The organism is Campylobacter sp. 2352 PW, from assembly GCF_024723575.1.
Classification (GTDB): domain Bacteria; phylum Campylobacterota; class Campylobacteria; order Campylobacterales; family Campylobacteraceae; genus Campylobacter_D.
In genome coordinates, this window is the sequence record NZ_JANQCX010000002.1 from 1 (window position 1) to 12,830 (window position 12,830).

Annotated in this window: 14 protein-coding genes and 1 pseudogene; 1 reads left to right on the top strand and 14 read right to left on the bottom strand. The window is 29.5% G+C overall.

Going from position 1 to position 12,830, the window contains the following annotated elements; genetic code table 11:
- The 12 genes and pseudogenes from CAMP5121_RS01180 to CAMP5121_RS01235 form a co-directional block, all read right to left on the bottom strand.
- A pseudogene (locus tag CAMP5121_RS01180) lies at positions 1–387 on the bottom strand (hypothetical protein); the annotation flags it as partial.
- A gap of 215 nt (positions 388–602) precedes the next feature.
- Entirely contained in the window at positions 603–1,181 is a 579-nt protein-coding gene (locus CAMP5121_RS01185; RefSeq protein ID WP_263664141.1) for a bacteriohemerythrin, read from the bottom strand.
- 8 nt (positions 1,182–1,189) lie between these two features.
- Positions 1,190–1,780, bottom strand: coding sequence for a bacteriohemerythrin (locus tag CAMP5121_RS01190; RefSeq protein ID WP_337214568.1), 591 nt, complete (start codon positions 1,778–1,780; stop codon positions 1,190–1,192).
- A gap of 182 nt (positions 1,781–1,962) precedes the next feature.
- Positions 1,963–2,667: a carboxy-S-adenosyl-L-methionine synthase CmoA gene (gene cmoA, locus CAMP5121_RS01195; RefSeq protein WP_263679039.1), complete on the bottom strand. Its 705-nt coding sequence runs from the start codon at positions 2,665–2,667 to the stop codon at positions 1,963–1,965.
- Positions 2,657–3,508, bottom strand: a complete 852-nt coding sequence (locus tag CAMP5121_RS01200) for a bifunctional riboflavin kinase/FAD synthetase (protein ID WP_337214569.1) — start codon at positions 3,506–3,508, stop codon at positions 2,657–2,659. The genes cmoA and CAMP5121_RS01200 overlap by 11 nt, the downstream gene beginning before the upstream one ends.
- Entirely contained in the window at positions 3,474–4,196 is a 723-nt protein-coding gene (gene tlyA, locus CAMP5121_RS01205; RefSeq protein WP_337214570.1) for a 23S rRNA (cytidine-2'-O)-methyltransferase TlyA, read from the bottom strand. The genes CAMP5121_RS01200 and tlyA overlap by 35 nt, the downstream gene beginning before the upstream one ends.
- Positions 4,186–6,141, bottom strand: a complete 1,956-nt coding sequence (ligA, locus tag CAMP5121_RS01210) for an NAD-dependent DNA ligase LigA (protein ID WP_337214653.1) — start codon at positions 6,139–6,141, stop codon at positions 4,186–4,188. The genes tlyA and ligA overlap by 11 nt, the downstream gene beginning before the upstream one ends.
- A gap of 2 nt (positions 6,142–6,143) precedes the next feature.
- Positions 6,144–7,286, bottom strand: a complete 1,143-nt coding sequence (gene folP / locus CAMP5121_RS01215; RefSeq protein ID WP_337214571.1) for a dihydropteroate synthase — start codon at positions 7,284–7,286, stop codon at positions 6,144–6,146.
- The gene (locus CAMP5121_RS01220) at positions 7,273–7,884 is read right to left on the bottom strand and encodes a DNA polymerase III subunit delta' (RefSeq protein WP_337214654.1); all 612 of its coding nucleotides are present in this window, start codon (positions 7,882–7,884) and stop codon (positions 7,273–7,275) included. The genes folP and CAMP5121_RS01220 overlap by 14 nt, the downstream gene beginning before the upstream one ends.
- Before the next feature lie 41 nt (positions 7,885–7,925).
- The gene (locus CAMP5121_RS01225; RefSeq protein ID WP_337214572.1) at positions 7,926–8,462 is read right to left on the bottom strand and encodes a HobA family DNA replication regulator; all 537 of its coding nucleotides are present in this window, start codon (positions 8,460–8,462) and stop codon (positions 7,926–7,928) included.
- On the bottom strand, positions 8,463–9,665 hold the full coding sequence (locus CAMP5121_RS01230; protein ID WP_337214573.1) for an aspartate kinase: 1,203 nt from the start codon (positions 9,663–9,665) through the stop codon (positions 8,463–8,465).
- The gene (locus CAMP5121_RS01235) at positions 9,665–10,135 is read right to left on the bottom strand and encodes an RNA pyrophosphohydrolase (RefSeq protein ID WP_337214574.1); all 471 of its coding nucleotides are present in this window, start codon (positions 10,133–10,135) and stop codon (positions 9,665–9,667) included. The genes CAMP5121_RS01230 and CAMP5121_RS01235 overlap by 1 nt, the downstream gene beginning before the upstream one ends.
- An 80-nt stretch (positions 10,136–10,215) precedes the next feature.
- Between CAMP5121_RS01235 and hemW the strand changes: the two genes are divergently transcribed.
- On the top strand, positions 10,216–11,265 hold the full coding sequence (gene hemW / locus CAMP5121_RS01240; RefSeq protein WP_337214575.1) for a radical SAM family heme chaperone HemW: 1,050 nt from the start codon (positions 10,216–10,218) through the stop codon (positions 11,263–11,265).
- Here hemW and CAMP5121_RS01245 read toward each other — a convergent pair.
- Both CAMP5121_RS01245 and CAMP5121_RS01250 read right to left on the bottom strand, forming a co-directional pair.
- Positions 11,255–12,055, bottom strand: coding sequence for an ABC transporter substrate-binding protein (locus tag CAMP5121_RS01245; protein ID WP_263683149.1), 801 nt, complete (start codon positions 12,053–12,055; stop codon positions 11,255–11,257). The genes hemW and CAMP5121_RS01245 overlap by 11 nt on opposite strands.
- Before the next feature lies 1 nt (position 12,056).
- Entirely contained in the window at positions 12,057–12,827 is a 771-nt protein-coding gene (locus CAMP5121_RS01250) for an ABC transporter ATP-binding protein (protein ID WP_337214576.1), read from the bottom strand.
- Positions 12,828–12,830: the final 3 nt, after the last annotated feature.

Below are 12,830 nucleotides of genomic sequence, written 5' to 3' on the forward strand. Positions count from 1 at the left end.
AGTTTGATGTAATGTGGTATTAGATAAATTAGTACTATGAAAGCCATTAACTACAAAAATATCTTCTTTAATACTTGGAGTGAGTATGTCTTGTTGTGATTCTTTTAAATTTAACCTAAAATAATCCTTATTTTTAGGATTATCATAAATCAAAGTAGTATCCGAAATATTTTTATTAGTAGAAAATTGTCCATAATAATTCACACCGTTGATAAATTTATAGGTATCAAGATTATAATCATATACATCATTATTATTAAATTTATGCTCTTTAATAACATAAGCATTAGAAGCTTTATCATAATTTGCCTGGGTGGCTGCTTGTAGGGAGCTTAAAGAGATGATAGTGATAAAATAGAGTTTTAATAAAGTGCTACTACCCCCCACCCATAAAACATTTTTTAGATAAATTTTTATTCATTAAAAAACCCTTTCGTAAAATTGATATAAAAAATGGATATAGCTGTTTTATGTATATTTTGATAATGAGCGTAATATTAATATTTTATTCATAAAATTATTCTTAATAATAATTTTATGAATAAAAATTATCTAAATTATAAATTTTTATTTTATAATTTTTATATTTAATATTGGAAAAATTATTCTATATAATTAAAAACTAATTCTTTGGAGCATTTTTTACACTTATAAGCTATATTTAAATATTTTATTTTAATATGCACTCCATAATCAAGTTTATGAATCATATCCTTACAAGCGCAAATATACTCAAATTTATCACTGCTCTCTTGCACTTGTTTTTGATTTAAATCTTTTTTATCTAAACTTTTTTTAAATTTACTAATTCTCATGTCATGTTCTACTATATGTTCTAAAAGCCATACTGAAACTATCTTATATAGCTTTTCTTTAAGATCATTTGTACTAGAACATTCACTAAGCAATACACTCATGTCTTTGATAATTTTCTTATGCATTGCTTTGTGTTCTGATAAATACGGATAATTTATAGAATACATATAATCTTCTTCATCTTTAAAATGGGTTCGCATATAATCAAAAAAGTCACCCAATAATTCCTTGACTTCTGCTTTATAAATATGTCTATTTAAAAGATTAGCGGTTTTTTCTGCTAAAGCAAAAAGAGTTTGATGTTGCAAATCAATATCTGCATTTTCAATGCTGAATTTTTCATTCCATATTGGAAATGCTTCCATAAGACATCCTAAGCAATGCGAATATTTTTTTTACAAACTTTGCAGTTATATTTTACACCATTAAGAATTTGTAAATGAACACGATGAGGGATTTTATGCTTTTCATTTGCACAACCACAAATATAAACAACATATTTTGGTGTTTCTTCAACAAAATGCTCTACAGTTAAATTTTCATCCTTATTAAAATCTACCTCATCGGTTTTTTGTTGTTTTTGTTTTTCATATCTATAATATTTCATATCTTCTTTTAATATATGTTCTACAAGCCATTTTTCTGTAATTACATTAAGTTTTTCTTTGAAATCATTTACAGTTTTAATGTTTTTCACTAAAGAGATTAATGAAGTTGTAATTTCTTGATGGATTTTTCTATGTTGCTCTAATCCAGGATAAGCAATATTTTGCATATGAGCTTCCTCATCTTTAAAATGAGTTTTAATATACTCAAAAAGCTCAATCAAAACACTCTTGATTTCACTAATACTCGCATGATTTTCTGCTATAAGATAAGCCTTTTTGGCTATATCAAATAAAACTTTATGCTGCTCATCAATGGTTTTATTATGCACGCTATATTCTTTCGACCATTTAATCATAAAAGCCCTTTTTTTAATAAAAAATACAACCAAAAAATAAACATAAATAAGTATAACAAAATAACCAAATTATATAATAAATTATAAATGTTTGCAATAGTATAAAAATTAATTTGTAATATATTTATAATTATAAATATAATTTTTAAGCTAATATTTTTAACTTTTATATTGAAAATATTTTATTTAAAAGCTATGAAAGTTTCAAAATTTACCCATTTAAAAACACTTTCTACTTTAGAAAATCCTGCTTTTTTAAGCATGGCTATGTTTTCATTTTGAGTATAAGGTATGAGGATATTTTCTAAGGCTTCTCGTTTGCTTGAAATTTCTAGCTTGCTATAACCTTGCTCTAGTTTATATTGCTCATAAATTTGTATCATTTTTTTAGCTATTTTTACATCTTCATATAGAATTTTTTCACTAAACACAAACATACCATTTTCATTTAGGTTTTGATAGATTTTATCAACTAACTCTTGTCTTTTAGGTGGGCGGATAAACTGTAAAGTATAAGTAGCTATAAAAACATCATTTTTAAAAAACTCAAAATCATCTAAATTTTTTTGATGAAATTCCACCCTAGCTCCAAAGGCTTGGCATTTACTTTTAGCAATCTCTAGCATAGCATTAGCCTCATCAACCCCACTTAAAAGGAAATCTTTTCTTTTTTCATAAAGTGCAAGCAATAAACTAGCCGTAGAACAACCAAGATCACAAATTCTTGCATTTTGCGGTGTAAAATGATCTATGAGTTCGACTATGAGTTTTAAATTTTGCGTATAAAAAGGCACGGACCTTGACACCATATCATCAAAAACGCTTGCTACACTTTTATCAAATTCAAATTGTTTTTCTAAGGGTTTTTTAAAAATTTCATCTTTCATTTAATTTTCCTAAAATTTCTTTTGCTTTGTTAATATCTTTACCAATTTGTATTTTTAATAAGGCTAAATCATTGAATTTCTCATTAGCTCTTATATAGTCAATAAAGCTTAACTCCACTGATTTTGTATTTGTGTTTGTGAAATTTTCATCTAAAATATGCGTTTCTAAAGCAAAATTTTCATCAGTAGATCTTATACCTATAAAACTTACACTATGATAACTTTTATTTTCAATCTTTACCAAAGTCGCATATACACCATCTTTAGGTAAAAAGAAGTCTTTGACGCATAAATTTAAAGTTGCAAAAAGCTCTTTAGCACCTATGCCTTGCCCTTTGATGATATTTGCCTGTATAGTATAAAACCTACCTAGGAAATTTTTAGCTTCTTTAACTTTTGCTTCTTTAAGTAAGGTTTTAATCATACTTGTATGAACGCTTTTGTTTTGAATTTTAAACTCATCTACAATGATAGTGTTTATACCACAAAGGCTTTGTATATCTTTGGCGCTACATTTTCTTTCTTTACCAAATTTAAAATCATAACCTACGATGATTTTTTCTAGTTTGGGAAATTCTTGCTTTAAAAGCTTTAAAAAATCCTCGCCTTTGTAATTTTTTATTTTTTCAAAATCACAAAAAATCAAAGGAAAATCAACCAAATTTACTCTAAAATCCTTAGGCGTTAGGGCTTCTTTTTCCTCTTTAGTGATGATAAACAAGGCTCCATTTTCATCTAAATGCTTAAAAAGCTCAAAATGTCCTAAATGCATGCCATCAAAATGCCCTATAGCTAAATTTGTGATTTTAGTTTTTTCTATAGGCGTAGAAAAACTCAACATTACCTTCTTTTCCTTTTAAGTGTGACTCTTGACTTGCTTGCAAGATCCAACCAAACTTTGCACAAGCTTTTTCAAAGCTCTCTTTAGCAGTTTTAATAGCTTTTATATCTTTTACCACTCCGTTTTTATCACGTTTAGCATTTTTACCTACTTCAAATTGAGGCTTAAAAAGCAAGATGATAAGATCTTTAGCAAGCTTATCTATATGAAAAATCAAATGTGTTAAAGAGATAAAACTTACATCACAAGTGATAACATCATATAAAATTTCACTTTTAAACTCACGCAAATCGGTGTTTTCACAAATTTGGATATTTTCTAAATTTCTTAAGCTCTTATGAAGTTGGTTAGAGCCTACATCTAAAGCTGTGATGTGTTTAGCCTTATTTTGATGTAGAATTTGCACAAAACCTCCGGTTGATGAACCTATATCTAAACAAATTTTATCTTTTATAGTTAATGCATGCTCTTGTAAAAAATGTTTAAGCTTAAAAGCAGCTCTACTTACAAAAAGCTCTTCTAAAAGCGTGAGTTTTAAACTCTCATCTTCTAAAGGATTTAAAGATGTGATTTTAAAAGAGGTTTTTTTAAACTCGCCATTGAGTAAAATTTGCTTGTTTTCTATAAGCTCGCAAGATTTGTTGCGAGAAATGTTTAATTTTGTACTTACAAAAACATCAAACCTCATCAGCACCGCCTAAAAGAGCATTAAGTTCAGCTTCATTAATACATCTAACCCCTAAGCTTTGAGCCTTTTCAAGCTTTGAGCCTGCTTCGCTTCCATATAATACAAAGTCAGTTTTTTTAGACACACTAGAGCTTACTTTCGCTCCAAAGCTTTCGATTAGTTCTTTAAAATGATCGCGTGATTTGCTTAAAGTGCCTGTGATAACAAAGGTTTTATTAGAAATATTTTCATTTATAATAAGCTCTTTTTTCTCATCTTCTAAATGCAAAATTTCGTAAAAATGTTTAATGCGATTTGCATTGACATGGGTAAATTCTTCTAAGCTTTTAGCCATTTGCTCGCCAAAGCCTTCTAAATTTGCATAAGCTTCATAGCTTTGCATAAACCATTCAAAGCCAAAAGATTGTGCTAGCTTTTTAGCTGCCACTTCTCCAATATGCTCTATACCCAAAGCAGTGATAAACCTTGATAAAGAGCATTTTTTTGCATTTTCAATGGCGTTTAAAAGATTATTGATTTTTTTCTCTTTAAAGCCTTCTAAGCCTTCAAAATCGCTGTATTTTAAGAAAAATATGCTTTCTATATTAGTGATTTTTCCTTCTTTAAACAAAAGCTCGACGATATTTTCTCCAAGGCCGTCTATATTTAAACACTTTTTAGATACAAAATGTATAATGGAATTTACAAGTCTTGCCTTGCAGTCTAAGTTTTGGCATTTTAAAAAAGCACCCTCATCTAAAAGCTCACTAAAACACTCAGGACAAAGAGTTGGTTTAGTAATCTTACTTTCTAAACCATCACGCCTTTGGGTAAAAACTTTAGTGATTTTAGGTATAACATCGCCACTTCTTATCACACTTACACTATCGCCTATCATCACTCCAAGTCTAGCTATCTCATCAAAATTATGCAAGGTTGCAGACTTTACTACAACCCCATCTAAATTTACAGGTTCTAGCACTGCCACAGGAGTGATCACTCCGCTTCTTCCAACTTGCAAATTAACCCCAAGCAAAGTTGTGGTTTTTTCCAAAGCAGGAAATTTAAACGCAGCCATAAATTTTGGAAATTTCACTGTATAACCCAAAAGCTTACAATGAGCTAAATCATCAACCCTTACAACCATACCATCCATCATCATAGGCTTTTGATCTCTTTTTTCTAAAAGCTCGTGGTATTTTTCCAAAACCTCATCTAAAGTTTTCACACAAAAAACAAAATCATCTTTTAAAAAACCAAGACTTCTTACAAACCCCATCACTTCAGAGTGCTTGCTAAATTCTAAAGAATTCTCCCCCACTCCCCAAGGATAAAATTTTAAATTTCTTTCTTTTGTAATGCTTGTATCAAGCTGTCTTAAAGAGCCACTTGCTGCGTTGCGTGGGTTTGCAAATAAGCTCAAGCCATCTTTGGCTCTTTTTTCATTGATTTTTTCAAAATCTTCTTTTAAAATCACTACCTCGCCACGAATTTCTATCTTGTCTTTATAAGGAATTTTTTGAGGTATATTTGATATTTCTTTTATATTTAAAGTAATATCCTCGCCTACTTCTCCATCACCCCTTGTAGCACCGCTGATTAAAATGCCATTTTCATAAGTAAGATTTAAACTCGCTCCATCAAATTTAGGCTCTATGAAAAAATCAAACTCACATTTAGCTCTTTTTGCCCAAGCTCTAAGCTCAGCTTCATCAAAGACATCTTCCATAGACCACATTTTTGCACTATGCGCAAGTTTGTGAAATTCACTTTGTATAGTTGGGGCGATATTTTGCGTAGGAGAATCTTTAGAAATCTTTTCTTGATGAAGCGTTTCAAACGCTTTTAACTCTCTTATAAGTTTATCGTATTCTTCATCGCTTGCTAAAGGCTCATCATCTTCATAATAAGCCCTCATCCATTCTTTTGCTAATTTTACCTTTTCTAAATACTCTTGATAAGTCATCATTACTCCAAAGAAAGTTCATCCATAGCTTTTGCAAGTTCAAACATTTGCTTATGTTCATACACATCATGTACTCTTATAATACTTGCTCCATTTTTGAAAGCTTCTAAATGTAAATAAAGCGTACCCGCTAGTCTTTGCTCAACACTTGAGTTAAAATAAGCATTTATCATACTTTTCCTACTAGCTCCGATTAAAAGTTCTTTTTTAAAGCGTAAAAAATGCTCTAAATGCTTGATTAACATCATATTATGCCAAGGACTTTTACCAAAACCAACACCAACATCTAAAATCACATCTTCTAAACCAAGCTCACTTAGTCTTTCTAGCTTTTGCGCAAAAAAATCATCAAGCTCAGCTAATACATCTTCATAATGCGGGTTATCTTGCATATTTTGTGGGGTATTTTGTATATGCATGAGTGTGTAAGTGGCTTTGTATTTTAAAGCTAGTTTGGCTAAATTTTCATTTTTAAAACCGGTGATATCATTAATAAGTTTAAAGCCTTTATTTAAAGCATATTCTAAACAATACTCATCAAAGCTATCTAAACTAAAAATACATTTTTCATAAAGTTTTTCTTTATAGATTAAATCTAGGGTATTTTTTAAGCGCTTAAACTCTTCTTCTTTCCCACAATACACACTACCAGGTCTTGAAGAAACTGCACCTATATCTATATAATCAGCCCCTTGAGAGATCATAAGTTCGATTTTTTCTAAAACTTCATTTTCTTTAACCCTACTTTGAGCATTAAAACTATCTTCATTGATATTCATCACACCCATAATTTTTGCATATTTTGGTTTAGTGAAGTTAGATTTTAAAAATAGTGCTAAATTTTTAAGCTTAAAATCTTGTAATTTTTCTTTTTCTATAAGCTTTTTGGCTTGATCTTGCGTTACCATAAGCAAGGCATTAGTATGTTCTTTACCTAGTATAACTTCTTTATGTGTTACAAGCTCAGCTCCAACTCTTAGTGCATCTTGCTTGAGTATATTTGCAGCAGGCGCTCTTAACTCTTTAATAAGAAAAAAATGAATTTGAGTTTTTTCACTCATAATTTTCTCACCCGCTTTGTGTGGTTTTATATATTTAGAAATTTGTTCAAAGTCTGTGTTAGGATTGATTTTAATGATTTTCATTTTTTCTCTCGTGTAAAATTAAAGCTATGGTACTTAGTAAAATAGTTGGCTTTGCATTTAATTTAGCTAACTCATAAGCTTTGTAGAAAAATTCGATTTCTTCATCGTTTAATTTTATATCTTGTTTAAAGCACTCATGGCTTAAAGCACTAATTAGCTCTAAACACTCATGCTTGTCTATATTTTCATATTGTTTTAATAATGAAGCAATTTGAGCAAGATCTATTTTTTTAAGATCCAAATTTAAAGACATCTTTTCTTTTTGAATTTTATGCTTTTCTACGATAAATCTTGAAAGTATAGTAGGTAAAAAAACATTTTTTGAAGGAGCTACGATGATAAAATATACATTTTTTGGTGGCTCTTCAAAAAGCTTTAGTAAAAAATTTTGCGCTTCTTCACGAAAAGATCTAGCTAGTATAACAATGATTTTAGCTTGTGCTTCAGCCACATAGCTTTCTTTCATAATAGCTTTTGCGGTTGCTTGAGCGTTTTTATCATAGGTTAAGTCATTTATTCTTAATTCTAAGTCAGGATTTTTAGGTATGAAAAATTTAAGATTTTTTGCTCCATATTCTTCTGTGAGTTTTTCTTGCATTAGTTCAAAATCATTATGAATAATGATTTTATTTCTTAGATTCAAATTTCTACCTTAGAAAAAAGTACAGCCTCTAAGCTTTGTTCAAATACTTTATATAAAGAAATAAGTTTATAGTCTAATTCTTTATCATGCGAGGAAAGATAAAAGCTATTTTGCAATTGCTCATCAAAAAGCCAAAGCATACTTTCTGCTTTAGAATTAGCGATTTTAAATTTAAACCCTGTATTAGTTCCTATATAAAAAAAAGCATAACCGTTAGGAAAAGAAATACTCAAAAGATCATTAAGCAAATCTATATCTTCTTGGGTATTACAAGCTTTATTATAAATTCCTTTTAAAGACACAAAAGGCACTAAAGGTCTTGTGGAACTAGCGTTAATTTGACTTAAAAAATACTCTTCAAACCACGTTCTTTGATCATCAGTAATCACAATAAAAGTATAACCTTGCAAAAGCAAAGCTAACTTAGAAGCGATCAAAGGCGACCATTCAAGACGCCTTTCTTCTAACCAACTTGTATAAGTACCATTTTCTCGGATTTGTTCTAGGGTAAATTTTAAAAAACTATTGCTCATTTATATATCTAGTTTATAAACTTCATGCAATACTCTTACAGCCAATTCGCCGTATTTTTCATGCACGATAACTGAAATTTTAATTTCACTTGTAGAAATCATTTGTATGTTGATATTTTCATTTGCTAGAGCTTTAAAAGCTGCTGAAGCTACTCCAGAATGTGATTTCATACCCACACCCACAACTGAAACTTTTACCACAGCACTATCTGTTTCTATATTAGCATTAGCACCTAAAACTTTTTTCATAGCATTAGTTGCTAAATCAAGCTCGTTTTCAGGCACAGTAAAGCCTAAATTTGTAGCTCCATCTACACCTACATTTTGGATAATCATATCTACATTGATATTTTCATTTGCTAAAGTTCCAAAAATTTCAGCAGCAATACCTGGTTTATCATCAATATTTCTTAAAGTAACCCTTGCTTGGTTTTTATCTAGTGCTATACCGCTAACCAAAGCCTGTTCCATATTTTCCTCCTTAGTAATAATCGTCCCTTCATTTTCATTAAAGCTACTTCTAGTAACTAATTTCACATTTAATTTTTTAGCAAGCTCTACAGATCGGTTTTGTAAAACTTTAGCTCCCAAACTTGCAAGCTCTAGCATTTCTTCATAAGAAATTTTATCTAGCTTTTTAGCCTTTGGTTCAATTCTAGGATCGGTAGTATATACCCCATCTACATCAGTATAAATCTCACATAAATCAGCATTTAAAGCTCCCGCTAACGCAACTGCACTTAAGTCACTTCCACCACGACCCAAAGTAGTAACATTACCCATTTTGTCAATACCTTGAAAGCCAGCAACTACTACAATATATCCTTCATCTAAAGCTTTGTTAATATTTGTAGTATCAATGTGTTCAATTCTTGCTTTAGTATAAACATCATCTGTAATAATCCCTGCATTGCGTCCGGAAAATGCAGTGGCTTTTAAACCCATTTCATTTAATGCAATAGCAAGCAAAGATGAAGTTACGCGCTCACCACTACTTAAAAGCATATCCATTTCACGGCCTGAAGGGTTTTTACTAAAATGGTGTGCAAAATCGATAAGCTCATTAGTCACTCCACTCATCGCAGAAACTACAACAACTAACTTATCGCAAGTTTTTTTACTTTTTGCCACTCTTTTAGCAACTTCATCAATACGCTCAAGCGTTCCTACGCTTGTTCCCCCATATTTTTGTACGATCAGCATTAAATATACCCCCTTTCTTTAAAATATTTTAAAACCTTAATATATATAGGTTTTTTAAAATGGTTAATCATATCATAAACATCTTCTAATGAAGCAAATTTATAAGCATCAAATTCAGGATTTTTAGTGTTTAGATTAATGATAGCTTTATTTTTCAATCTAACCAAAAAATATTTTTGGCTTTGACCATCATAAGGATACATTTTTTGTGCAACCTTAGCTGGAAAATCATAATTAATCCACTCAGGATATTCAGCTAAAATTTCAACCTCATCTGTGCCTATTTCTTCTTTTAATTCTCTAAACAACGCACTTTTAACATCCTCTCCTTCATCTATACCACCTTGAGGAAATTGCCATATATCTTCCATATCATTGCGTTTAGCAAGTAAAATTTTACATTCAAAAGGATAAGCTGATGATAGTACTATAGCAGCTACATTTGGCCTATATTTTTTTTCTTTTTCCATGATTTTCTTATCCTTGACTTTTTAATAATATAATTCTAACAAAAAAATACGAATTTATAATCACATTTTAAAGAAGTTTTATGCATTTATACATACATATACCATTTTGTGAAAGCAAGTGTTTTTATTGTTCTTTTACTTCACTTAAAAAAAAGGACTTTGAAAAAGATTATTTAAATGCTTTAATGCAAGATATAAAATATCAACTAAATTTTTTCAAGCTTGATAAAAATTCCATAAAGACTGTTTTTATAGGTGGTGGAACGCCTAGTTTAATGGATGCTAGTTTTTATGAAAAAATATTTATTTTTATACAAAGTTATTTACAAAAAGATAGTGAAATTAGTATAGAAGCAAACCCCAACTCGAGTAATTTTTCTTGGCTTAAAGAGATAAAAAATTTAGGTTTTAATCGTATTTCTTTTGGAGCGCAAAGTTTTCATGAAAAAAAACTACAATTTCTTGGGCGTATTCATGATCAAAAAAGTATTTTTACTAGTATAGAAAATGCAAAAAAAGCAGGATTTGATAATATCAATCTAGACTTAATTTACGATACAAAACTTGATGATAAAAAAATGCTTGATTATGAAATTTCCAAACTTACTCTGCTTGATATTAGCCATGTAAGTGCTTATAATCTAACCATAGAAGAAAAGACAAGATTTGCTAAAAAATTTCATTTTAAAAAAAATGCACCGCGCCTTGCAAAGCATTTTATTAAAGCAATTGAAATCCTTGGCTATAAACAATATGAAATCAGCAATTTTGGACAAATTTGCAAACACAATCTTGCATACTGGCAAGGAAAAGACTATATAGGTTGTGGTTTAAGTGCGGTGGGATTTTTAAAAAATCAAAGATTTTATACTAAAAAAAGTTTAAAAGATTATATAACAAATCCTTGTTTTAGAGAGATTGAAAATTTAAATTCAAAAGATTTACGCTTAGAGCATATTTTCTTAGGACTTAGAAGTATTATAGGAGTGGATGAAACAAAGCTAGAACCTTTAGAAAAAGAAAAAGCAATATTTCTTAGTAAAAAAGGAAAGCTAGTTTATAAAAATGGAATTTTTTATAACACCAACTACCTTTTAAGCGATGAACTAGCTTTGTATATTAGCACTTAGAAAGTAATGTTTTAAATTTTTTAATTCTATCAAGTATTTTTGGACTTAATCTTAACAATTCATGGGTATGATCATTTATAATGATACAATTTTGCTTCCAAGCCTTAGTGGATTTTAATAAAGAATAATTCAATAAGCTTTGTTTGTTTGCACCCATTCCAAGTATGATCATATCAGGATTTTGCTTTAAGATATGCTCTTGAGAAAGAATGGGTCTTGAAACCTTACTTTTAGGACTAACATTAGAAAAACCCAGTAATCTTAAAATATCTGCAATCAAAGAATTATCATTAAAAGCCATCAAAGGTTGAGCTGAATATAAATATATAACATTTTTATTTTTAGCTTGTTCTTGAAGTTGTTTAAGTTCATTTTGAAAATACTCCAAAAGTTTTTGCCCCTGCTCCTCTTTATGAATAAGCTTTGCTAAGATGAGAATATTTTCTTTGATATCCTCTAAATTTTTTGATTGTAATGCAATGCTTTTGATTTTAAACTGATCTAATATGGGTTTTAGATTGAAAGAATATTCACTCAAAACAACTAAACTTGGTCGCAGGGAAACAATTTTTTCCACTGAAGGGTTAGAAAAAGTACCTACACTTGGGATATTTTTAGTCTTTTCTTCTGGATAAATACTAGAATATTGCAACTTAGCAATACCAACAATCTCATCTGCTCCATCAAGCATAAATATGGTCTCAACACTAGCAGGATCTAACACCACTAAACGCTCTTTAGAATACACAAAACTAATCACAATACTTATTAACAATAAGATTTTTTTCATTTTATTCCTTTAAAGCTAAAACATATGGTCTTGCATTTTTATAAATCACTTCGCATTTTAACCCATAAATTTCATATAAAATTTCAGGAGTAAAAAGCTTATGTGTACTGTCAAAATACCGAACCTTTCCATCTTTTAAAAATACCAATTGATCACAAAAAATCGAAGCTAAATTTAAATCATGCAAAATAGCCACAATAGAGATATTTTTTTTATGGATAAGTTGCTCGCAAAATTTTAAAATTTCTATAGAGTATTTTAAATCTAAAGCTGAAGTAGGCTCATCTAGGAAAAGTATTTTTGGATTTTTTAATAAAGCCCTTATAAGGAGGATTTTTTGGAATTCTCCCCCACTTAAAGATAAGATATTTCTATGCAACAAATGTTCGCATTGTAGTGTTTTTGCGTAATTTTTCACTTCTTTTATATCTTCATGAGTATAACTCGAAAAAGAATGCTTTAGTGCGTTATATTTTCCCATTAGCAAAACATCTACAACCTTTAAAGGAGCTTGGAGTTTAGATTTTTGTGGTACTAGTCCTATTAGACGTGATATGTCTTTTGTGTTAATATGATTCATATTTTCGCCTAATAAAACAATTTCACCTTGATTTGGCATTAAATCTTTCAATAGTAACTTTAATAAAGTACTTTTTCCAGACCCATTTGGACCTAAAATACCTAAGAATGTTTGATGTTTTAGACTGATATTGATATTTTCAAGTAATGCTTTATGATCATATGAAAAATACAAATTATGAATTTTAATCATTTT

Coding starts and splice junctions, on each gene's coding strand:
- CAMP5121_RS01230 (WP_337214573.1), bottom strand. CDS start 9,665: ATGCTGATCGTACAAAAATATGGGGGAACAAGCGTAGGAACGCTTGAG.
- CAMP5121_RS01190 (WP_337214568.1), bottom strand. CDS start 1,780: ATGATTAAATGGTCGAAAGAATATAGCGTGCATAATAAAACCATTGAT.
- tlyA (WP_337214570.1), bottom strand. CDS start 4,196: ATGAGGTTTGATGTTTTTGTAAGTACAAAATTAAACATTTCTCGCAAC.
- CAMP5121_RS01235 (WP_337214574.1), bottom strand. CDS start 10,135: ATGGAAAAAGAAAAAAAATATAGGCCAAATGTAGCTGCTATAGTACTA.
- CAMP5121_RS01225 (WP_337214572.1), bottom strand. CDS start 8,462: ATGAGCAATAGTTTTTTAAAATTTACCCTAGAACAAATCCGAGAAAAT.
- CAMP5121_RS01220 (WP_337214654.1), bottom strand. CDS start 7,884: ATGCAAGAAAAACTCACAGAAGAATATGGAGCAAAAAATCTTAAATTT.
- ligA (WP_337214653.1), bottom strand. CDS start 6,141: ATGACTTATCAAGAGTATTTAGAAAAGGTAAAATTAGCAAAAGAATGG.
- CAMP5121_RS01200 (WP_337214569.1), bottom strand. CDS start 3,508: ATGTTGAGTTTTTCTACGCCTATAGAAAAAACTAAAATCACAAATTTA.
- CAMP5121_RS01250 (WP_337214576.1), bottom strand. CDS start 12,827: ATGATTAAAATTCATAATTTGTATTTTTCATATGATCATAAAGCATTA.
- CAMP5121_RS01245 (WP_263683149.1), bottom strand. CDS start 12,055: ATGAAAAAAATCTTATTGTTAATAAGTATTGTGATTAGTTTTGTGTAT.
- folP (WP_337214571.1), bottom strand. CDS start 7,286: ATGAAAATCATTAAAATCAATCCTAACACAGACTTTGAACAAATTTCT.
- cmoA (WP_263679039.1), bottom strand. CDS start 2,667: ATGAAAGATGAAATTTTTAAAAAACCCTTAGAAAAACAATTTGAATTT.
- hemW (WP_337214575.1), top strand. CDS start 10,216: ATGCATTTATACATACATATACCATTTTGTGAAAGCAAGTGTTTTTAT.
- CAMP5121_RS01185 (WP_263664141.1), bottom strand. CDS start 1,181: ATGGAAGCATTTCCAATATGGAATGAAAAATTCAGCATTGAAAATGCA.